At 34.1% G+C, this 21,819-nt stretch carries 18 protein-coding genes; 3 read left to right on the top strand and 15 right to left on the bottom strand.

All coding sequences use genetic code 11. The annotated features are described in order from the left end of the window. Positions 1–227: 227 nt before the first annotated feature. The 4 genes from cobC to cobT (EMN46_RS07300) form a co-directional block, all read right to left on the bottom strand. Positions 228–758, bottom strand: coding sequence for an alpha-ribazole phosphatase (gene cobC, locus EMN46_RS07315; RefSeq protein WP_154200146.1), 531 nt, complete (start codon positions 756–758; stop codon positions 228–230). Between the two features lie 112 nt (positions 759–870). Further along, on the bottom strand, positions 871–1,629 hold the full coding sequence (cobS, locus tag EMN46_RS07310; protein WP_154200145.1) for an adenosylcobinamide-GDP ribazoletransferase: 759 nt from the start codon (positions 1,627–1,629) through the stop codon (positions 871–873). A 78-nt stretch (positions 1,630–1,707) separates the two neighbouring features. Beyond that, entirely contained in the window at positions 1,708–2,745 is a 1,038-nt protein-coding gene (gene cobT / locus EMN46_RS07305; protein WP_154200144.1) for a nicotinate-nucleotide--dimethylbenzimidazole phosphoribosyltransferase, read from the bottom strand. Between the two features lie 152 nt (positions 2,746–2,897). Next, positions 2,898–3,953, bottom strand: coding sequence for a nicotinate-nucleotide--dimethylbenzimidazole phosphoribosyltransferase (gene cobT / locus EMN46_RS07300; RefSeq protein WP_154200143.1), 1,056 nt, complete (start codon positions 3,951–3,953; stop codon positions 2,898–2,900). 746 nt (positions 3,954–4,699) lie between these two features. On the opposite strand from cobT (EMN46_RS07300), the gene EMN46_RS07295 reads away from it, so the two are divergent. Further along, positions 4,700–5,971, top strand: coding sequence for a retropepsin-like aspartic protease (locus EMN46_RS07295; protein ID WP_154200142.1), 1,272 nt, complete (start codon positions 4,700–4,702; stop codon positions 5,969–5,971). A gap of 815 nt (positions 5,972–6,786) precedes the next feature. Here the strand turns inward: EMN46_RS07295 and EMN46_RS07290 are convergent. The 9 genes from EMN46_RS07290 to EMN46_RS07255 all read right to left on the bottom strand — a co-directional run bounded on the left by EMN46_RS07290 (position 6,787) and on the right by EMN46_RS07255 (position 17,501). After that, positions 6,787–7,944, bottom strand: coding sequence for a biofilm PGA synthesis protein PgaB (locus tag EMN46_RS07290; RefSeq protein WP_154200141.1), 1,158 nt, complete (start codon positions 7,942–7,944; stop codon positions 6,787–6,789). Positions 7,945–8,059: 115 nt separating this feature from the next. Further along, positions 8,060–8,572 (bottom strand): bifunctional adenosylcobinamide kinase/adenosylcobinamide-phosphate guanylyltransferase, encoded by a 513-nt coding sequence (locus EMN46_RS07285; protein WP_154200140.1) that lies wholly within the window; start codon positions 8,570–8,572, stop codon positions 8,060–8,062. Between the two features lie 371 nt (positions 8,573–8,943). Beyond that, positions 8,944–9,891, bottom strand: a complete 948-nt coding sequence (gene cbiB / locus EMN46_RS07280; RefSeq protein WP_154200139.1) for an adenosylcobinamide-phosphate synthase CbiB — start codon at positions 9,889–9,891, stop codon at positions 8,944–8,946. Next, the gene (locus tag EMN46_RS07275; protein WP_154200138.1) at positions 9,873–10,898 is read right to left on the bottom strand and encodes a histidinol-phosphate transaminase; all 1,026 of its coding nucleotides are present in this window, start codon (positions 10,896–10,898) and stop codon (positions 9,873–9,875) included. The genes cbiB and EMN46_RS07275 overlap by 19 nt, the downstream gene beginning before the upstream one ends. A gap of 192 nt (positions 10,899–11,090) precedes the next feature. Continuing rightward, positions 11,091–12,005 (bottom strand): dihydroorotate dehydrogenase, encoded by a 915-nt coding sequence (locus EMN46_RS07270; RefSeq protein WP_154200137.1) that lies wholly within the window; start codon positions 12,003–12,005, stop codon positions 11,091–11,093. Further along, positions 11,999–12,763 carry a dihydroorotate dehydrogenase electron transfer subunit gene (locus EMN46_RS07265; protein ID WP_154200136.1) on the bottom strand — a complete coding sequence of 255 codons (765 nt, stop codon included), beginning with the start codon at positions 12,761–12,763 and terminating at the stop codon, positions 11,999–12,001. The genes EMN46_RS07270 and EMN46_RS07265 overlap by 7 nt, the downstream gene beginning before the upstream one ends. A 238-nt stretch (positions 12,764–13,001) precedes the next feature. Next, positions 13,002–13,436: a helix-turn-helix transcriptional regulator gene (locus tag EMN46_RS07260; protein ID WP_154200135.1), complete on the bottom strand. Its 435-nt coding sequence runs from the start codon at positions 13,434–13,436 to the stop codon at positions 13,002–13,004. A 1,526-nt stretch (positions 13,437–14,962) separates the two neighbouring features. Next, positions 14,963–15,085: a hypothetical protein gene (locus EMN46_RS20195; RefSeq protein WP_255447755.1), complete on the bottom strand. Its 123-nt coding sequence runs from the start codon at positions 15,083–15,085 to the stop codon at positions 14,963–14,965. A 367-nt stretch (positions 15,086–15,452) separates the two neighbouring features. After that, positions 15,453–17,501, bottom strand: a complete 2,049-nt coding sequence (locus EMN46_RS07255; RefSeq protein ID WP_154200134.1) for a TonB-dependent siderophore receptor — start codon at positions 17,499–17,501, stop codon at positions 15,453–15,455. A gap of 315 nt (positions 17,502–17,816) precedes the next feature. Between EMN46_RS07255 and EMN46_RS07250 the strand changes: the two genes are divergently transcribed. Then, positions 17,817–18,332: a class I SAM-dependent methyltransferase gene (locus EMN46_RS07250; protein WP_154200133.1), complete on the top strand. Its 516-nt coding sequence runs from the start codon at positions 17,817–17,819 to the stop codon at positions 18,330–18,332. Between the two features lie 6 nt (positions 18,333–18,338). On the opposite strand, the gene EMN46_RS07245 is transcribed toward EMN46_RS07250, so the two are convergent. Together EMN46_RS07245 and fabG are read right to left on the bottom strand one after the other, a co-directional pair. Further along, the gene (locus EMN46_RS07245) at positions 18,339–18,743 is read right to left on the bottom strand and encodes a thioesterase family protein (protein WP_154200132.1); all 405 of its coding nucleotides are present in this window, start codon (positions 18,741–18,743) and stop codon (positions 18,339–18,341) included. A gap of 88 nt (positions 18,744–18,831) precedes the next feature. After that, complete coding sequence (fabG, locus tag EMN46_RS07240; RefSeq protein WP_154200131.1) at positions 18,832–19,578, bottom strand: 3-oxoacyl-[acyl-carrier-protein] reductase; 747 nt, start codon at positions 19,576–19,578, stop codon at positions 18,832–18,834. A 551-nt stretch (positions 19,579–20,129) separates the two neighbouring features. On the opposite strand from fabG, the gene EMN46_RS07235 reads away from it, so the two are divergent. Beyond that, positions 20,130–21,743: an ABC-F family ATP-binding cassette domain-containing protein gene (locus tag EMN46_RS07235; RefSeq protein WP_154200130.1), complete on the top strand. Its 1,614-nt coding sequence runs from the start codon at positions 20,130–20,132 to the stop codon at positions 21,741–21,743. The last annotated feature ends 76 nt before the right edge of the window (positions 21,744–21,819 follow it).

Below are 21,819 nucleotides of genomic sequence, written 5' to 3'. Positions count from 1 at the left end.
AAGGTCACAATACAATATTAATTCAATTTCTTTTTAAGAATTAAAAGTGTTTTGCTTGTTGATCGATCTTATTTTATATTTCTAATTAGTATTCTATTTTTTCAAAACAAGCCTAAAAATAACTATTTCATTAAATAATCAAATAAAAATTTTAAAAAAAATAGTGAGATTAATATATTTCTAAGTGTATACGCTAACATAATCAGACAATAGGCTAATAATTAAATTTAAAATTCTAGTTGAACAAGCTCTCCAAAATTTGCGGGCGTTTCGTTAAAAGCTTCTTTCAGTTGAATATTTTTACATATTGCCTGTAATGTTCTGATAACGCCACCATGAGTAACAATAGCGATATTTTCATGTTTCGATTGCTTTAATTCTTCCAAAAACTGTGCCACACGATCATGTAGCATCACAAAAGATTCCCCATTGGAACATTTCTTATTCACAAAATCTTCCATCCATTTGTCAAGAAAAGGGTCTTTAATCTCGTCCCAAGCTTTACCTTCCCAATCGCCAAAATTCAATTCCATCAAGCGATCATCATACATAACAGCTTCACCAAATAAATCGGTAGCTAGAGTTTTTGCACGTGTTAGAGGACTAGAATATATAACATCAAATTTTAAATCTTTAATTTGTTCTTTAACTGCGATAAGCTCTTCTGGATAAGTTTCAAGCAGTTCAACATCTTTTTGACCGTAACAAACGCCTGGTTCTACATTTACTTTGGTGTGTCTAATAAGGTGAAGTATCATATTTGTTTCTTTTTTTTAGATGAATATGTAAAAATAGTAATATGAAGTGAATACACACATAAAAGCCACCTATTCGGGTGACTTTTATTAGTTTTCACATTAAAAATAGGCTTTATATATGCATTGTTATGATATAAAAACTCAAATAAATCACAATTTCTACAATTTGTTGAGTTGCACCAATACAGTCTCCCGTAAAACCACCTATCTTCTTTTGGAAAAATCGACCTAATAAATATTTAGCCAAGAAAGCTGGAATAATAATTAAGAAATATTTAATATCCTGCAAAAGGAAAATAGGCAAAAGACCTGTTAGCCATAAGAATAAATGATTTCCTGTACTTAACTTGTGCGTATAGTCCTTAGCCTTAGAGTTTTCGACACGAGCATAAACATGACTATTTACCAAACTACCCGCTAAAGTTCTGCTAAATGAATGAGCAATAATTAAAACGATTGGAAGTAAACTGGCCGAAATGGCTTGCATACCAAAGAAACGTGTCATAATTATAAAAATAATACCCGAAATACCATAAGCTCCTACTAGAGAGTCTTTCATAATTTCAAGAATACGTTCCTTGGTCCAACCACCACCAAAACCATCACATACATCCATAAATCCGTCTTCGTGCAAAGCACCTGTTAAAAAGGTTGTAAATACCATGCACAGAATAAGGGAGATGTTGAAAGGTAAAAGCCAATTGCATAAGGCAAATAACAAACCACTAAGTCCACCAATAATTAAACCTGCAATTGAAAAGTACTTGACAGCCTCGTATTGGTATTCTTTTTGAAACTTGGCCCATTTGGGAAAAGGAATTCTAGTAAAAAAGGAAAGAGCAGTAAAAAAAATATTGAGTTCTCTAAACATGAAAGTTTGATTAATAATTAGTGATTAATAATTATCAATTGAAAATTCTTAATCACTAATTACACATTGTAAATTTAATTAGTCGGCATTACTAACACCAGCATCTTCGAAACTAGCCATCTCGTTAAGGAAGTTGACAGCCGATTGAATTAATGGATAAGCAACAGCAGCACCTGTACCTTCACCCAATCGCATACCCATATCCAATAGGGGTTCAGCTTTTAGCTGATCTAGCATTAATTGATGTCCTTTTTCTTGCGACTTATGTGTGAATATACAATAGTCTAAAATATTAGCATTCATTTTTGAAGCAGCTAATAGAGCCGATGTAATAATAAAGCCATCTACCATAATGATCATTTTTAGCTCTGCTGCCTTAAGCATAGCACCAGTTATCATTACAATTTCGAAACCACCAAAGTAGGTTAAAACATCCTCGGCCTTATTGCTTCCACGATATTTTGAAAGGGCACGACCAAGAATTTCGTATTTGCGTTGCAAACCTTTTTCATCCCATCCAGTACCAGGACCAACACAAGCACTAAGCTCTATATTGCTAAGAAGATGAAGAATAACAGCAGCCGATGACGTATTCGCTATTCCCATCTCGCCAAATCCAATAATATTAGATCCTTCGGAGTAAATACGTTCTACCAAATCAGAACCTCGCTTCATCGCTTTTTCAAATTGCTCAGTCGTCATGGCTGACTCATTTAGATAAGATTTTGTTCCGTGCGCAATTTTGGCATTTAAAACGCCAGAACTCTTATCAAAGTCGTAATTAACACCAGCATCAATAATACGAATATCGATGCCATGTTGTTTGCCAAAAACATTAATAGCAGCACCGCCATTTATGAAATTAGCAACCATTTGCCAAGTCACTTCTTGTGGATAAGGACTTACGCCATCATTAGCAATACCATGATCGCCAGCAAAAACCATTATAACTGGTTTCTTAAGTTCAGGACTCAAGGTATTTTGAATACAACCAATATGTTTGGCCATATCTTCCAGTTTACCCAAAGAACCAAGTGGTTTTGTTTTTAAATCGATTTTATGTTGAAGTGCTTCAGCCTTTTCTGTGCTAAGTGCTTCTATATTATATTGTATCATATTATATGTATTTGTGTAAGAATTTTCTTAAGTAATATCTAAGATAGATATTTTGCTTTAAAAATAGACTTTGCGACTCGTATTTTAACTTTTATCCAGCGAACATTCGATTTTGCTCAATGCAACGCCTTTTTTACTTTAACCTTGATACTTTAAACTGTAGCTTCTTCAACGGCTTCGCTTACGCCAGCATCTTCAAAGGATGCCATTTCGTTAAAATACAGAACTGCCGATTTTACAAGAGGGTAACAAACCATAGTACCAGTTCCTTCTCCCAATCGCATGTCGATATCCATAATTGGTTCAGCACCAAAAATATTAAGCATGCTAATGTGAGCCTTTTCGTTAGATTTATGTGCGTACAAGCAATATTCCAAAACCTTAGAATCGATTTTAGATGCCGCCAACAACGCCGATGATATAATAAAACCATCAATCAAAAGAGTCATTTTTAACTCGGCAGCCTTTAACATGCCACCCATAATCATGGCTATTTCGAAACCACCAAAATAAGTCATCACTTCCAGTGCGTCGTCTTTTTTACCTGTATATTTTGAAAGACTTTCGTTTAGCAGCTCATATTTACTTTTCACACCTGCTTTATCAAGTCCAGTTCCTCGTCCTACGCAATCTTCCAAAGGAATATTTCCCAAAAGACTTAGAATAAGTGCTGCCGAAGAGGTATTACCAATTCCCTTTTCGCCAAAAGCGATAAAATTAGAGCCTTCATTATGGCAATCTTCAATAATACCGGCTCCTTTTTCAATAGCTTCAAGGCATTGTTCTTTGGTCATGGCTGACTCAAAACGATAGTTTTTTGTTCCATAAGCCACCTTGCGATTGATGATATTCAAATCAGGTTCAAAATCATGATCGACACCTGCATCAACCACCTTAAAATTAATACCATGCTGACGTGAAAAAACATTAATAGCTGCTCCACCACCCATATAATTATAGAGCATTTGATAACTCACCGATTTGGGATAAAAGCTCACACCATCGTCCGCAATGCCATGATCACCAGCAAATACGATAACTGTTGGTTCTGTAATTTCAGGATTCAGACTTCCTTGAATCTTAGCAATTTTACAAGCAATACGCTCAAGAATTCCCAATGATCCTAATGGTTTCGTTTTTGTGTTGGTTTTATTTAATATTTTATCATCAAGCTCGGTCGATAAGCTTTCTATATGGAAATTTTGCATAAAATGTAGTTTGTTTTGTAAGGCTCGCAATTTACACAAAAAGGGAAAGTTCGTTAGAAAATTAAGAGTGAAATTAAGATGCTAAAGAATATGTTTTTTTGTATGCAGAAGTATTAACTGATTGTCTCATTTTTTGTGAGGCGCTCAATAATAAAGAACAGCTGTCATTACGAGTGAGCCAAAGCGATTGAAGTAATCTCTCAATAAAAAAAACTCAACTTAATACAATCACTGCGCATTTATCATGAGATTGCCACAAGCTCGTTCCTCGCTTTCTCAATGACATATTTCTTTATTCTTGATACGACCGAATTGACAATCTTTAGTCATACCCTGACATTTGCAGCTTGCTTATAACTAGAGTATGACGGAATAAGAATTTGAGGGTCTCACTTTTTTTTGTGAGGTTCTCAATAAAAAACAGCATTGTCATTACGAGCGAGCCTAAGCGATTGAAGTAATCTCAAAATAATTAAGCTCCCACTAATTAACATTCTCCTATTTTGTTAAATTTACAATCCCAACTCTAACACAACTCACATGGAACTCCTATACGTTTATAAAAATGAATACTCAATATTATTCCTAATCATATTTATATAGCGTCTTAAAATTATCTACATTAGTCGTTAAATACAAACACATCAAAAACAAAATAGAATGATTATTATACATGTGAATTACAACGTATTTAATCTGATTTGTAAATTTAATTAGTAAAATAGAAACTCTAAATAAAACAGACTATGAAATCTATTGTTTATTTGTTAATAGTATTCGTTTTAGCATCATGTTCTTCACACAGTACTCAGTCTAAAAATGAAATTGATAAACAGCTTAAGTCACTTAATTTCTTCGAAGCAAAAAGGGAACTTGAAACTTCAAAAACTAAATTATTAAAACAAGATTACCTGTACTTTTCGGGAATAATTAATAATGCTTTTAATAAGAATGCAGAATCACTGAACAATTTCCAAGAATTATTAGAAGATTATGGACCGAAGTTAAGCGATTCACTTAAAGCGAAGGTATTGCAGACACAACTAAATTTATATTTAAAGATTTTTGAATATAAGAAAGGAAGTCTTGTTGGTGAAGAATTGATAAAGCATTATTCAAAAGTTCTAAAACCATCAATTTTAAATGATATACGAAATACTTTAGATATTTGCAGGATCTTAAAACAAATACCAAATCAAATAATTACAAAAAATGAGGACGATGTTGTTGTATTACCTATTGTTCGAGACAAAGCAAACTTACAACGCATTCCAGTTAGAATAAGTAATATAGAAAAAAATATGATATTCGATTCGGGAGCGAACTTATCTCTCATGTCTGATAGTTTTGCCAAAAAGGTTGGTGTTACAAAATTAAAAGGTACAATTAATGTAGGTACGGGAACAGATGACGTTAAGGTTTCCTTAGGTGTTGTTAAATCAATGTATTTAGGTAGCATTCTATTTGAAAATATCATCTTCCTTATATTTCCTGACGCGATGTTATACAGTGCCGAGATAGATTATAGCATGGATGCCATTATTGGTTACCCTGTTATGAGTCAGTTAGGTGAATTCACAATTGATAATATCAATAATCAATTTATTATTCCAATTGAGCCAGAATTGACAGGTGTCTCTAACTTTGCATTAAATGAACTAAATCTACTTGTATTGGCAACTCACAAAAATGATAGTCTCTTGTTTCATTTCGACTCAGGATCAGATAGAACAAGTCTGTTTAATAGATATTATCTAAAACATAAAAGTGAAATAGATAATCTTCAACTTAAAACTGAACAGATCAATCTTCAAGGGGCTGGTAGTACTAAACAAATTGATTCATACTCTATTCCTGATTTTGACATTCAATTTACGTCTAAGAAAATACATTTTAATTCGATTGATTTATATTTAGAAGAAGTTAGTGAATATGATGGACGAATAGGACAAGATATTATTTCTAATATGAAGAAATTGACTATGAATTTCGATAAGATGATAATAAAGGTTGAATAGTTTTTTCCTGATTTAATCACTAATTTAAGAAAATAGGTGCTTATTCTGTAATACAAAAAGCGGCCATCCCAATAGTGATAAACGCTTTAATAGTAGAAAATTCAGAGGAGCTTTATTTCTTTGCATAGAAAAGGCATCATATTGAACCCGAAGGGTTCATATATCTTTAGAAAATCATTAATATTGGATAAATACGACTCAGAAGGAGTCGAACTATAAAAAACGCATAAGGCTATAGACATGCAATCCATTCTGGATTAAAAGTTCTATCCGTATTTCAAAACCTATTGTTTTAATCTCAAAAATCTCATATATCAATTTAAAATCAACAATGTTGGATTAATTCAACTCCAAAGGATTCAGATAACAATATATTCCAAAAGGCAAAAGTCCTTTCTCAAAACTCACTCGTGATATTACTCGCGATGTTGGTTTTCTAAAATAGCAACAAACCACCTCGCCTTCATTCTTCAGGCACTCCTCCTTAACCAAGGAGGAGAAACAAAATGAACAGGAATAAATCTGTTAATCTGTTTCAAGCCTAACAGTTTAGAATATACAAAAATCGGTTACAGCTCACCAACTCATAACCTGCAGATAGCATATCTGCAGGAGCTGCTTATGGTTAGGATATTCCAAATCAACTTTAATGAATTTGTGCGAATCTGTAAAATTTGCTTACAAGTTTGTTAATCTGTTAGTGGAGATCGTTTTGGGAGATACTCAAATCTGCGATTATCTTTTATATCTGCGGGAAAATAGAAGCGGTCATCCCAATAGAGATGACCGCTTATTTATTCACAACATGCTATTCGCTAGCTGTTTGTGCCTAAAATAGCTTTCAATGCTTTCAAATTCTTCTTCAATTGTATTTTGATATTCTTATCGTTCTCTGTCATAACAGCTGCTTCCAAATCGGGAATGGCATCGGTTCTTTCCAATTGGATTAATGCCCACGAAGCTTTCACTCTCACCATAGCATTCTTATCGCGAAGCAAACCAGGAATCCATTTTTTAGACGACCAGCAAGCTAATTCGATCACTTTTTCGATACCTTCCAATTTTTCAGCTTTAGTACCGCTCAATTGCTTCTGGTATTTAGTCTGTAAATCGTTAATTTCTTTGGTATAGATAATCTCATTCTTGAAAAAATCAGGACGAACCACATTTTTAGGATATGAAATCAATTCCTTATTGCAGGTCCAACGTACCATGCGAGGTAACATCCAACGCATACCTGGCGTACATTCAGGATGACCAACAAATGAAGCGACTCTTCCTATACCAACCTGTGCAGCAACCACAAAAGGACGCTTATTGGTCATGTAAGCAGGTGAATCTTCAACGGTATGTACATCGCTGAGCATCGTTGCCAACTCTATAAATTTAGCACCCGATTTGGCAGGTACCAAAACAGGACCTTCGTAATACTGACAAAATGAGATTTTTCTATCCTTTAGTTCAGGAAATATTTCTTGACCTTCTTTGGTCAATGAAAACTTAGACAAACCATGTCCACGATGATCATGTTCAATATCAATTGCTTCACAGCCATTTAAGGCTAAACTCGGATAATCAGGCGTTTCGGTCATAATATATGCACCTGCGCAAATTCCAACAACGGCTTTACCCTGTTCTTTCACCATTTTCACCAGCTTTTCCATACCAAGCTCACCCATACTCTGAGTTTCGCCACGTCCACTGCCTCCTGGGAATACAATTGCATCGAACCCATCTAACTCGCCAGACATAATTTGAGAAGCACGAATCACTTCAGCTTTTATATTGGGATCGATATGCAAAGCTTCCAAGGCATCGGTAATACACCATGGACTATCTCCATTTTTATCGAAAACACCTACACGGATGGTTTCCTTAGTTTGGCTTTGTTTTTTCTCAACTCTTCGGCAAGAGCTTAATAAACAGAAGCTAATACAAATTGTTAATAGAAAGATGATTTTTAGTTTGGTCATTTTTGTTTAGGTTTTGTTAGTCAGTTGTTTTGTTGGTTATAAAGGTAATAAAAGAGATGGGTTGGAAGTCAATTAATCAATCTTGTAATAGCCTATACAAATGAATCATTATTACCTATTTAGGAGATTTAATTTCCAAAGGAATACCCGAAATAACCAAACTCACAAAATCTGCTTTTTGGGCAATATATTGATTGATTCTCCCTTGTAAATCATTGAATCGCATGGCTATCGCATTACCGGGATGACCACCTAAACCTACTTCGTTGCTAACAATAACCCAATCACAATCCTGAGAAAGGGTTTTATCCAATTCAGCCTTAGCATCTTCCAAGGTTTTATCGTCCTGATCGCCATTGTCAAAGAAGATATTCGTAAGCCAAAGGGTAATACAGTCGAGTAAAACAACTCTGCCCGTAAAATCGTGAGAGCTCAAGGCTTTTTCTTCTTCAATATTCTCCCATTCCTTACCACGTCTGGCTTTATGTGCCTCAATTCGTGCACGATGTCCATCATCCCAAACACGAGATGTTGCCAAATAAATAGGGTTTTCTGATTGTTCGAGAACCAATCGTTCGGCGTATTCGCTTTTTCCACAGCGTTGACCGCCTGTAATAAGATGAATCATGATGTTAATTTAAATATTTCGAACTAAATAATGCTAATTATAAACCAGCTATAACGGTATATATTAGTGCAAAATGAAGAAGGATAATAAAGAAAAAGGATACCTTTTCGTGGCGTGTTTTAAGCCTACCAATATACATTTTTGTGAAAAAAAGTAATATAGGGAAAAAGTAAAATATGTATTCGTTGATGTATTTATGGATGACTAAAAAAAATGAACCATAATAAGCCAACAACATAAACCTATCAATGAGATTTAAGATCGTTTTTTTGTTGAAAATCGTTGCCATCGAGTTATGTAAATTATAAGTTTTGAAAGACCTTATTTTAAGATAAATACTGATCTTTTAGATGTGAAATCTAACTGATTTATTAGAGTAGCATGTTGATAGCTAGATAAAAAGCTATGATTAGTATAATTGTCGTGAAACAAACAGCATGATTGATATAAGCAATGCGTTTGATCTCCGAATTTTCAATTTTCCGATCCAATTCCCCGATATAAGGTTTTACAACAACATCTCCACCATAATCATGAGTACCACCAAATCGGCAGTTGAGAATACCTGCTAAGGCTGATTCAGGATACCCCGCATTAGGGCTAATATGAGAACGACCATATCGAAATATAAAGACAAAACCTCTGTACCTCAGACTAACAAGCACCATTAAAAAGGCCGTAATACGAGCAGGAATAAGATTCGCCACATCATCGATATAAGCTGCAACTCGACCAAAATAGAGGTATTTCTCATTCTTATATCCAATCATAGAATCCAAGGTGTTAACCATTTTATAGGCCATCATAGCAGGCAAACCACCCACGGCATAATAAAAGAGAGGTGCAACCACACCATCCGAAAGATTCTCAGATAGTGTTTCGAATACCGCCAAACGTATTTCTTGTTCGCTAAGATCTTTAGTATCACGACCTACAATCCACGACAGACGTTTCCGTCCAGCTTCCAAACCTTTCTCCTCAAGCTCTTTAAAGACCTCGTAGCCTTCTTGCAATAAGCTTTTATTAGCCAAACCATAAAAAACAAAAATGGAGGTAAATATGATAAAAGCCCATTTCTCCCAACCATATATAAGTATTGAGAGAAAGTAAAAGGAAAAATAGATGAGTAGAATTAGACTCAAACTCATAAAAGCACCCTTTAATAAACGATGCTTACCATGATTGAGTTTTTTAGTCCCAAGAGTAATCATATTCCCAAACCCAATAATTGGGTGAGGGATATTACGAGGATCTCCCAATATAAGATCCAAAATATAGCCTATAATAAGAGGTAGTATAATTAGTTCAATTTGCTCCATTGAGTCAGTGCGTCAATTAAAAGTTGATTTTTTTCTTTTGTTAGTGTTGCCACTCGAATGAATTTCTCATTCAGTCCTCGAAAATTACTTGCATCACGAATTAGGAGTCCAAATTCAGAAATTAGGTAATTTTTAAGCTCCGAAGCACTTGATTTCTCTAGTTCGATTAAAAAATAGGACGTTTCTGAAGGCCATATTTTCAAGGCTGGAATTTGAGCCAATTTTTCAGCAAATTCCTTTCGGTCTGATTTGTATTGTTTTACAGGAGGCAAAAAGCTTTGTTTCCTTTGCAAAATGTACTTTCCAACCTCAATTGCTATGGAATTAACCGTCCAAGGAGGCTTGAAAAATCGGATATTCTGTACCATTACCTTGTTTGAAATCAAATAGCCCAATCTCAGACCAGGAATGGAGAAATTTTTAGTCAATGACTTCACCAGAATCAAATTTGGGTACTTATCAATCAAATCGATTGCAGATGAAATAGCATCAGTAAAATCGATATATGCTTCATCTATCACAAAAGTGGACTTCGGATTGTTTTTAAGAAGCGTTTCTAGGAAAGTCTTCTCAACAACACGACCATCGGGATTATTAGGATTGCAAAGCCAAACCAAACCCTCGGCAAAAAGGGTGGTAGACTGCAAATTGGACCAGTTTATGAAATTAAGCTGATGTTTATTGACCATACAAGCATCTTCATACTCAGCAAAAGTTGGTGTAATTATAATCGAAGTCTTTGAATGATAGGCTTGTGCAATAAGATAAAAGGCTTCTGTAGCTCCATTGCAAGTCAGAACTTGATCTGAACTGACATTTTGATCTAATGCAATTAAATCGTTAAGACTTTCTGCAGCTGCCTCAGGATAAGCATATATCTTATCCAAATTATCTTTAATAAAGGTGTTTAGATTCTCAGATTTGCCACCATACCAGATATTTGTCGAGAAATTCGCTTTAATAGCGTGTTTATATAAATAGGCGTCGTCGCCATGACCGTGTAACATATTGTAAATGAGTCGTATTTGAAATTAATTGTCTATAAAATTAGACAGTTCAAATTAAGCGAATAAAGCCAATAAAAGCAAATAGGTTTACAAGTGTAATTACACATGTAAACCTATTTTATTCTATTAAAGAATTAATTCTTTAATTAAACTTTTTATTAAAGAAATATTTCTTTAATGGCGTATATCATTCTATGCTAGACTAATAGCACCAATCAAATCATTAATATCACTCACCTTATGGCGAATCATATAGTCTTCTATACCTTTTACAATCTTCACGCTCACTTGTGGATCTATAAAGTTGGCAGTACCTATTTGAATAGCCGTTGCACCAGCAAGAATGAACTCGATAGCATCTTTTGCATTCATAATACCACCCAAACCAACGACAGGAATACCAACTGCTTGAGCAACCTGCCATACCATTCTAAGCGCAACAGGTTTAACACAAGGACCAGAAAGACCACCCGTAACTGTAGAAAGAAGCGGTTTACGCGTTTCAGCATCGATAGCCATTCCTAAAAGCGTGTTAATCAGCGAAACAGAATCTGCTCCTTGTCCCTCAACAGCCTTAGCAATAGAAGTAATATCGGTTACATTGGGCGATAATTTCACCATTAAATGCTTCTTATATACCTTACGAACCTCACGGACAACCTCTTCAGCAGAAGCGCACGATGTTCCGAAAGCCATACCGCCTTCTTTTACGTTAGGACAAGAGATATTAAGCTCAATGCCAGGAATATGATCCAATTCATTGATCATAGCAGCCGTTTCCACGTAATCGCCAACCACAGAACCAGAAACATTCACCATTACATTGGTCTTATAATCCTTAATTCGTGGGTATATGTCGTTGCAGAAGTTCTCAACACCTTTATTCTGTAATCCCACAGCGTTAAGCATTCCTGATGCCGTTTCAGCCATTCTAGGATAAGGATTTCCCTCTCTGTGATGTCTTGTGGTTCCTTTTACAATAAAGCCGCCTAAATCGCTTAAATCGATAAAATCAGCAAATTCCTCACCAAAGCCAAATGTACCTGATGCTGTCATAACGGGGTTCTTTAGAACCAGATCCTTAAGTTTTACTTCTAAATTCACCATTTTAAGTCTTTTATATTGAAGATAGGACCTTCAGTACATACACATTTATTACCTTTTTTGGTATCTGTAACACAGCATAAACAAGCTCCAAAACCGCAAGCCATCATGTTTTCAAGCGAAACCTCACAAGTCACATCATTGGCCTTAGAATAAGCTGCTACAGCCTTCATCATTGGTTCAGGACCGCAAGTAAAGCTATAATCAAAACTCTCATTCGTTAGAACTGAATGCTGAGTAGGATAACCTTTCTCACCTTGAGAACCATCTTCAGTTGTCACTAAAACACGTCCGTAAGGTTTGTAAGCTTCAAGGCTAACAGAATCGTGAGCTGAACGAACACCTAGAATGATAGTTACCTCGTTGCCAGCTTGATGTAAAAATTTAGATAGGTAAAGTAAAGGAGCCACACCACAACCACCGCCAATAAGCAGTGTTTTAGCATTTTTAGGGATAGAGAAAGCGTTTCCTAGAGGATAAACCACGCTAAGCGTATCACCAATTTTAAGCTCTCCCAAAGACTTGGTTCCTTCACCTACACGTTTCACAAAGAGTTGAATAACGTTTCTTTCGTAATCTACATTGTGAATAGATAAAGGACGACGCAAAAAGACCGAACTGTTATTATCGACTTTTACGTTGACAAATTGGCCAGGTAGAATCTCAGGTAAGGCTTCTTTAGCCTTAATATCGAGCACAAAATGCTCACAATTGAGTTCTTTGTACTTAATAAGCTCAAAGTCCTGAATTAGTTTCTTCATACTTTCTTAAGGATATAAAATGGAAGCATAAGTGCTTTATTGAGCATCAAATGCTGTTTAATAGTAAATTGAGATCAAAGATAAGTGAAAAATTAGCTTGTACAAAGTGAATATTTAGTCCCGATAAAGATTTTAAAATAAATCTAATCCAATAGATTCAAATAAGACACAAAAAAGAAGCCCTAGACACATGATCTAAGGCTTAAATATTCTTACTAAAATGCTTTGTAAAGTTGATTTATGAAGGGTTGTATTCTTTAAAAGTCTTGTCGGTATAGAAGACAACAACTTTTTCAATTTTTTTGCCTGATACAAATGCAGACATATCTAAGTTGGGACTCTGATCAGGTTTGTTCAGCGTACTGGTAGGCGCTTCCTTTTTAAGTCTAGGAGGCTGATTAGCAGAATAGGATCCTGGCGTTTCATCGTTGATTGTTTCCTGGAACAAAGGAGCTGAAGCTTGATTTTTGGTCATTTCACCACCACCTGAAAGTAACCAATCACCACTAACATCAGGAAAAGATCGCATAATCTTCTGAATAAAGTCAAGACTGGGGTTATTACGGCCCGACAAGATATGAGACATGCTAGAGCGTTGTACACCAATGATATCTGCAAATTTAGAGGCGCTTAAACCTTCCGTATTTAGCAATTCCATTATTCTATCTTTCATGTTTTTACAATTTATATCAAAAAGGGTGAAATAATCTTGTTTACAAAGAGTTGTTACAAGTGTTAATTCTAACAACAATACAAATGTAATTTAAAATTAACAATTATCAAAATTTAATGTTTACAGATCAGAATTTTAATCGTACACAAAAGTAATCTAAATAAAACGAATCAAAATCACATATGTTATCAAAATTCACTAATTACATTTGTATTTATAATTATTACCAAACAGAAGGAAATTACCTACTAAAACCTAACTAGTTAGGTAGTCTGTATACAATAAAACATTGTATACAAGTGTGTATCTATGGCATGTATCTATGGCATGTATCTATTCAAAAAGTAATACCTAAAGGCTGTAGATTCAATTATATAAACTTGTTTACATCATAAATAAAGAGATTATACAATTAAATAATTAGTTTAAATATAGGCATAAAGCTTTTGATTAGATAAACGTTATATATTACTGGTTATAAAGCAACTTAAATCATGATATATGCTCGTTTATATCATACTACTTCACATTTGTTACACACGTAAACATGTTATTAAATAATAACTTTAATTTAAGTGCTTAAGATACTGATTAGGTGATTACTAAGACTTTTAGATAAATAACTATTACGAGGGTTTTATAAAATGCCATACTTGAATTATACCCCCTTGAAGGTAATTGCAAAACGTAACACTACTTGTTTAATGTTACATAACTAACCCATTCTCGCCACTTGTATTTGTAACATTGATATACAATTGTACATTCTTAAAGATTCACTTATGTAACCTGTCTCTAATTGTTAAAATTCACAATAAAATGAAATTTGTAATATCTAGAAATGACATATGACTCCCCCACTAAGATAAATTTCCTTTTACAATTGTAATTTCAATGTCCTATTTACTTCTAAAAATTAAATATGTGAATCTCAGGAGACTTTCTACAAAGGAATAATCAGCTGTATCTACTGATAAACAAGGCTTTGATGAGGAATTTACCACTATTATAGTGTGCATTAATCTTACTCAACTAGAGAAAAATGGCATAAATTGAACTTTTGGGGCATAATTTTCGTTCAAGAAGAAAAAAAGGAAGTGTATCGGCAGCTAATAATACATTATTATCAAGCCAATGTAAAAATGCACTGAAATAGAATATCTCTCCTTTTAGATACGGAAAAGGTAAATGAAGCAGCGACAAGATTTAGTTATATTCATACTGGTGGAAAAAATATCTTCTTTTATAAAGTTTATTGAGCTTATCCTTGCTTATGGTACAGTTCAAATTAAATATGAAATTCTCAAGACATTAAATGTCTTCAAAAGATTGGTTTACATCTATATTATCAAGTGTTTATAGGTGGTTTGTCAAGTTTGTAATTCTTAAACAACTAGATAAAAACATGTGTTTTCAAGTTTGTTTTAAAATTTTGAGTGAATTTCGATGACGAATGGGCTAAAAAAACAAATGCCAAAATTTATTTTCATATCTACATTCCTTTTAAAACATTCAGAATTTAAGTTTCAGTTTTGAATGGTAAAGCGAGCACTTATCTTATCAGCATCTAAACCCAATAAGTTTGGGCGAGCATAATCTTCATTTGTAATTTGAATACGTCTAACAGCTTGCACGAAATTATAAGACATACAAATTTGTAAAGACAAAGACTATTTTCAGCATTTGATTTAAAATGATTTACCACTCCATTTTGTAGACCATTTCCTGAACCCAATAAAATAATGAACATAAAAATTACCCAAGAAACACGAAACCAGCAAGTATGGTGCGAAGTTTATTCTTTCGGATGGTCTCATCAGTTTCTTGTCAATTATCAAGATCGAATATGTGCTCGTTTGTTTATTCTATTATCTAAAAAAGAATAATGCCCCAATGGTCGTTTTAAAAGATAATGCAGTGGTTTTTTCTCAATCTAAGGAAAGATTCAGTAATGTGTAGAATAAAAAAAAGTCACCCGAAGGTGACTTTTAACATATTTGTGTCCTAAATGATGATTTATAGGTTAAGGTTTAATTTCACACCTGCACGAATCCATCGACCAGGTTGTGTAATATTACCCATATCGTAATACTCATGATCTAACAAATTACTAGCTTCTAAATAGACTGTATAAGTTGGCTTTTGCCAATAGAGTTTCGTATCAACCAACCAAAATGGACGATAAGTTCGCTCCTCTGTTTGACTCAAATCACTTTTATTATACCAAGTGTATGAACCATTTCTATCTTGCCAAGCCATTTGCCAAGAAGCTCCCAAAGATTTATAAATTTTATGATTTACGGATATGTTCAGTTTATGTTTTAACTGATCGAGAACGTATCGGGAGATAAATTCACTAGATGCTTTATTCACATCTAAATACGCATATTTAACAGAAATATCCTTGATAAAGAAGTTATCAGAAATTAGATACTGCAAGTTGAAATTTGATGATAACTCGATTCCCCAAGTATCCAATTTTGTAATATTTTGGGACTGCCATTTATCTTCAGAATTGGCCTTAACCCAATCAATCATATTTCGTCCTTCTCTCTTAAAGACTCCAGCATGAGCCTTAATCCCCGATTTATTGAATTTAATACCTGTTTCATAGGTCGTTGCTTCTTCAGGATCTAAATCTGTATTTCCAATATTGGTTGGTCCTACATAATACAAATCGGTAAAGGTTGGCATTCTCAATGCTTTATTTACCGAGGCATATAACTTACTATTCTCACTAATTTGGTAGCTCACATCTAAACCTGGATAGAAGCTGAAACTTCTATCTAAATCTGAATTCCAATTGGCTAAAACGCCTGCTGTAAAGGTGAACTTGTTAAGAAAAACATTGTGTTCTAAAAAGTAACTCAAGTTTGTTCGGGTATGACTTTTAGTAAAGAAAGCTCCCGACTCACCTGGTACTTTCATTGGTGTCTCCATCAATTCACCCAATACATTACTCCACACATTTTCGGACCTGAGCTCAACACCTGCCGCTGTTTTTCCAAGGCTCGATGAGAAAGCAAAGTTCATGCTAGTTCCATAAACATCAGTCAAATGATAATTATGTCCGCTATACCATGAAGCTGGATTATCTCGAAAAAGTTCGAATCTATCCTGACTACGTCTCCAATAAATATTAGGTGTCATTTTTACTTTGCCATTTGTCGTTAAACGTAGGCTTGCAAAGGTGGTTTTGTTTTCTTCAAATTGGTTTGGGTAAGATGCTGTGTAGAATGAATTAGCACCATAAGCCTTTTCGTTGTATCCCAACTGTAGATCTAAAAGTCCAACTTCGGTTGAAAGTTGTCCTTGATAAAAAGCATTTGAATTTTTAAAGTCTGTGTTGTCAATATAACCATCGCTTGATTTGTGTGCTAAAGCGACATACGATTTCAATTTACCAGTGATAATCGTTGTATTCGCAGATCCGGAATAAAAACCATTTTCTCCTGCTGAAACATTTATTTTCAGCTTATCTTTATTCCCGGTTCCTGTTATAAAATTAATGGCACCACTAAAAGCATTTGGACCGTAGACTCGTGCCCCAGGTCCTTGGAGAACCTCTACTCTTTCAATACTCTCAATATCAACTGGAAGGTTTAAACTCAAATGACCAGTTTGAGGATCGGTAATATTTACGCCGTTAAGCAAAATCATAGTTTGATCAAAACTACCACCCCTAATACTTACATCGGCTTGTACCCCATGATTACCTCTTTGGCGTACATCAACATTCAAAACATACTCTAACAAATCTTGTAAACTTTGAACAGGAGCCGACTCAATTGCTTCTTTATCCATTATTGTTACAACTCTTGCCATTTGGGAATAGGTCACTGAGGCTCGTTGAGCACTGACGACGACTTCATCGAGCTTTTGATTGTTATTTACTAGCACAGTATCAGCTTGTGCGAAAATGTTTTGTGGTGTTGCAACTAATATATAAGCTACAAGTAAAGATGAAATAACACACTCTCTTTTAATACTATTAAAAATGGAATATGAATGTCTTGTCCACTTCTTAAAGTAGGACAATTCTGTATTTTTAATTAATTTTTTCATAAAATTCTGTTTCAAAATAATTTCAACGTATTGTTTTCAACTTATAGTTTCTGTCGAGTCAAAACAAGAATCTATAAGACCGACAAATATAGATAATATATACTAACTAGAAGATCAACTCTTGCTTGTCTTTTAGATAAATGAAGCTTTAAAGCCAATTTCTAAAACATATAAATAATTAGCATAACTATGGATAAATCTATTCAACGGTTTAATAAAATATATGGAGAACCATCATCGAATAAGCATTCCTTGGAATGCTTTAGATTTACCTTTAGCCATAAAAGAGCTCATAAATAGTAATATTATTACAGCCTGCAAAAAGCCATAGATATTGGTTGTGGACTAGGAAATTACAGTCGCGAATTAGCAAGAATGGGATTTGAAATGTGTGGAATCGATTTTTCTAATGTAGCTATAGAAAGAGCTAAAGCTTTGGTTAGTAAAGACAACTTGTCTATAGAATTCTTAATTGCGGATTTCACTCAAGAAATTATATTACACCTATCGGAATTTAATTTTGCTTTTGATTACGGCTTATTGCACCATATATTTCCCAAATACCGAGAGGTATATGCTAGAAATGTAGCCAAACTTCTTAATATAAATGCTTATTATCTTTCAATCGCCTTTAGCGAAGACGACGATTACTTTGGAGGTAAAGGGAAATACCGCAAAACACCAACAGGTTCTGTTCTTTATTTTTCAAATACCAATGAGATAAAGGAACTCTTCTCTCCACTATTTCATATTCGGGACCTAAAAAATATAACCATTCCTGGGAAGAATGGCAATCACAGAGCCTATTATGCTTTAATGCAAAAGAGGTGAGCCTAATTAGTTTAGATGATCAGCAAAAAGCTCATCGAAAATTTCACCTTTAGTCAGTCTACCATTATTTAAACAAACAGTATATACCTTTCCTTTAGCACAAAGTTTATTATCTGATAAACGGTATATATTTTCATGAAAAATCAACTTTGGTCCATCTCTGTCGATATTTATTTTGATTATAAATTCATCGCCTGAAGTTAGTGATGTTTTATAATCAATTTCAACTCGAGAAACCATAGCATCTAAGCCTTGTTCATGTAAAGCTTTGAAATTATTTCCTATAGATTCTAGAAATTCGTGACGAGCATGTTCCATATAGTTCTGATAAACTGAGTTATTAACAACACCTTGCAAATCACACTCATAGTCACGAACTTTTTGTTTTAATTCGAAGATATAATCTTTCATTCAATTGATTTTTATTTTGAGAATACAAGTTTATAAAAAAAGGATTGTCAAACGACAATCCTTTTCATATTTTTTGTTAATCCTAAGATTACATATTCATACCACCACAAACGTGAATAGTTTGACCCGTAACATAAGAAGAAAGATCACAAGCTAAATAAACGCAAGTTTTTGCAATTTCTTCAGGAGTACCACCTCTTTTCAAAGGAATTTTACTAGCCCACTCTTTTACTACATCCTCAGGAAGTTTACCTGTCATTTCAGTAATAATAAAACCTGGAGCAATTGCATTAGAGCGAATTCCACGAGAACCTAGTTCTTTAGCTACTGACTTAGTGAAACCAATAATACCTGCTTTTGAAGCAGAATAATTAGCCTGACCAGCGTTACCGCTAACACCAACTACAGAACTCATGTTGATAATTGAACCACTACGTTGTTTTAACATAGTACGTTGAACAGCTTTTGTAAAGTTGAATACAGATTTAAGGTTTACGTTAATAACCATATCCCATTGCTCTTCAGTCATTCTCATTAATAATGTATCCTTAGTAATACCAGCATTATTAACCAAAACATCAATTGCACCAAATTCCTTAGCTATTTCAGCAACAACTTTATCAGTGTCAGCAAATTTACTTGCATCAGAAGCGTATCCTTTAGCTTTAACACCATATGAAGCAATTTCTTTTTCAGTTTCCTGAGCTATTTCATCATAGAATAAATCGGTGAATGCTACATTAGCACCTTGTTTAGCAAATTCGATTGCTACTGCTTTACCAATACCGCGAGAAGCTCCGGTAATAATTGCTGTTTTTCCTTCTAATAACTTCATTTTAGAATATTTTAGACATGAGAACCTAATTAAATTAAGGATAATAAATCATGCTTAATTAATTGTACACAGTACAAAAATGCTGTATATTATCTCAATAATTAAAAATTATTACATTTTACGAGTTGATTTTTAAGCTCTTATGAACATATAAAAACCCCCTATCCCTTTTTGTTCATCAAAAATTGACGAACAAATATAAGCTATTTTAAACAAAATGTAAGGACTTCATTTGAAGATATATCTTATCAGTCCCTATTTGCTTAAAAATAAGTTAGTTTCAAGTTTGATTTAGGCATCTCTTTATTTCCTAAATTCATCTAAAAAAAATCTTCTTTCAGATATGCTATATTTAAATCTATTATTCTTAATTTTGCAGATCAATAAATAAAAAATTTCATAGCTTTAAAATTACTTTTAAAACTTAATCTAAAAGTAAGAACACAAAGTTATCTATACAGTACATTTATATTGTACTAACTCATATATTTTTAATTGCCTCTCTCCTTATTTTGGGAGATGTAAGAGCTAAAATAAAAGAATTTCGTTTAATGATTTCAGTTTCAAATCTATCCATTCAGTTTGGCAAACGTACACTTTTCCAGGATGTTAACTTAAAGTTCACTCCAGGTAATTGTTACGGTATTATTGGTGCTAATGGTGCCGGAAAATCAACTTTCTTAAAACTTATTTCTGGTGAACTAGACTCTACTTCAGGACGTGTTTCCATGGAACCAGGGGAACGTTTAGCAGTTTTAAATCAGGACCACTACAAGTTTGACGAGTATACAGTTTTAGATTCTGTTGTGGCTGGCCATTCTGAGCTTTGGGCTATAATGCAGGAAAAGAATGACCTATATGCTAAACCAGATTTCTCTGAAGCAGACGGTATTAAAGCTTCTGAGTTGGAAGAAGTATTTGCTGAAATGGGCGGATGGAATGCCGAAAATGATGCTGCTGAACTTTTAAGTGGTTTAGGTATTAAGGAAGCATTACATTACAAACAAATGTCTGAATTGAGTGGTAAGGAAAAAGTACGAGTTCTTTTGGCTCAAGCTCTTTTTGGTAATCCAGATAACTTGCTTCTTGATGAACCGACCAATGATCTTGACCTTGAAACAGTCATGTGGCTTGAAAACTACCTTGCTAACTTCAACAATACTGTAATCGTGGTATCTCACGACCGTCACTTTCTAGATTCTGTTTGTACTGATATCGTTGATATTGACTTTGGTAAAGTAAAAATGTTCTCTGGTAATTATACATTCTGGTATGAGTCTTCTCAGTTAGCTGCTCGTCAACAAGCTAATCAGAATAAAAAAGCCGCAGAAAAGAAAAAGGAACTTCAAGAGTTTATTGCTCGTTTCTCTGCCAATGTTGCAAAGTCTAAACAAACGACTTCTCGTAAGAAAATGATCGAAAAGTTAAATATCGAAGACATTGAACCATCTACACGTCGATACCCAGGTATTATATTTGAACAAGAACGCGAAGCTGGTGATAAGATATTCTCTTGCATGGGTTTAAGCAAGACAGTTGAAGGGGAAACGTTATTTAAAGATGTTGAATTTACTATTGAAAAAGGTGAGAAAGTAATTTTCTTATCACGCGATCCTCGTGCCATGACGTCTTTATTTGATATCATCAACGACGAAGATAAGGCTGATTCTGGTTCTTACGAATGGGGTGTTACGATTACACCAGCTTACTTACCTGTTGATCACAATTCCTTCTTTAATGATAATATTACACTTAAAGATTGGTTAGCTCAATATTCTCCAGATACTTCTGAATTTTTCTTAAGAGGTTATCTAGGTAAGATGTTGTTCTCTGGCGAGGATATCTTTAAGGAATCTAATGTTCTTTCTGGTGGCGAAAAAGTACGTTGTATGGTATCAAGAATGATGCTAAAAAATGCCAACACTTTAATATTAGATACACCTACCAACCACTTGGATTTGGAATCAATTCAGTCGTTTAACAACGCATTGATTAACTATGGTGGTACCATAATGATGGCATCTCATGACCACGAATTTATTAAAACAATAAGTACCCGAGTTATTGAGCTAACACCTAATGGAACTATTGACAAACTAATGCCTTACGACGAATATATTACTAGCGATAAGATTAAAGCTCTTCGCGAAGAAATGTATAAGTAAGCTATACAATATATATAATTATCCTCTTTGACTTTATTGTCATGGAGGATTTTTTTTTGAAATGATTTTTGAGGGA

This window comes from Ancylomarina sp. 16SWW S1-10-2 (assembly GCF_009669305.1).
GTDB lineage: Bacteria > Bacteroidota > Bacteroidia > Bacteroidales > Marinifilaceae > Ancylomarina.
This window is presented reverse-complemented; position numbering and strand designations above follow the sequence as displayed.

Bases quoted from the DNA above. Each gene is read 5' to 3' on its own strand.
- EMN46_RS07245 (WP_154200132.1), bottom strand. From the start codon at position 18,743: ATGAAAGATTATATCTTCGAATTAAAACAAAAAGTTCGTGACTATGAG.
- fabG (WP_154200131.1), bottom strand. From the start codon at position 19,578: ATGAAGTTATTAGAAGGAAAAACAGCAATTATTACCGGAGCTTCTCGC.
- EMN46_RS07265 (WP_154200136.1), bottom strand. From the start codon at position 12,763: ATGAAGAAACTAATTCAGGACTTTGAGCTTATTAAGTACAAAGAACTC.
- EMN46_RS07270 (WP_154200137.1), bottom strand. From the start codon at position 12,005: ATGGTGAATTTAGAAGTAAAACTTAAGGATCTGGTTCTAAAGAACCCC.
- cobC (WP_154200146.1), bottom strand. From the start codon at position 758: ATGATACTTCACCTTATTAGACACACCAAAGTAAATGTAGAACCAGGC.
- EMN46_RS07290 (WP_154200141.1), bottom strand. From the start codon at position 7,944: ATGACCAAACTAAAAATCATCTTTCTATTAACAATTTGTATTAGCTTC.
- cobT (WP_154200144.1), bottom strand. From the start codon at position 2,745: ATGATACAATATAATATAGAAGCACTTAGCACAGAAAAGGCTGAAGCA.
- EMN46_RS07260 (WP_154200135.1), bottom strand. From the start codon at position 13,436: ATGAAAGATAGAATAATGGAATTGCTAAATACGGAAGGTTTAAGCGCC.
- EMN46_RS07295 (WP_154200142.1), top strand. From the start codon at position 4,700: ATGAAATCTATTGTTTATTTGTTAATAGTATTCGTTTTAGCATCATGT.
- EMN46_RS07235 (WP_154200130.1), top strand. From the start codon at position 20,130: ATGATTTCAGTTTCAAATCTATCCATTCAGTTTGGCAAACGTACACTT.
- cobT (WP_154200143.1), bottom strand. From the start codon at position 3,953: ATGCAAAATTTCCATATAGAAAGCTTATCGACCGAGCTTGATGATAAA.
- EMN46_RS07255 (WP_154200134.1), bottom strand. From the start codon at position 17,501: ATGAAAAAATTAATTAAAAATACAGAATTGTCCTACTTTAAGAAGTGG.
- EMN46_RS20195 (WP_255447755.1), bottom strand. From the start codon at position 15,085: ATGTCTTATAATTTCGTGCAAGCTGTTAGACGTATTCAAATTACAAAT.
- EMN46_RS07275 (WP_154200138.1), bottom strand. From the start codon at position 10,898: ATGTTACACGGTCATGGCGACGACGCCTATTTATATAAACACGCTATT.
- cobS (WP_154200145.1), bottom strand. From the start codon at position 1,629: ATGTTTAGAGAACTCAATATTTTTTTTACTGCTCTTTCCTTTTTTACT.
- EMN46_RS07285 (WP_154200140.1), bottom strand. From the start codon at position 8,572: ATGATTCATCTTATTACAGGCGGTCAACGCTGTGGAAAAAGCGAATAC.
- cbiB (WP_154200139.1), bottom strand. From the start codon at position 9,891: ATGGAGCAAATTGAACTAATTATACTACCTCTTATTATAGGCTATATT.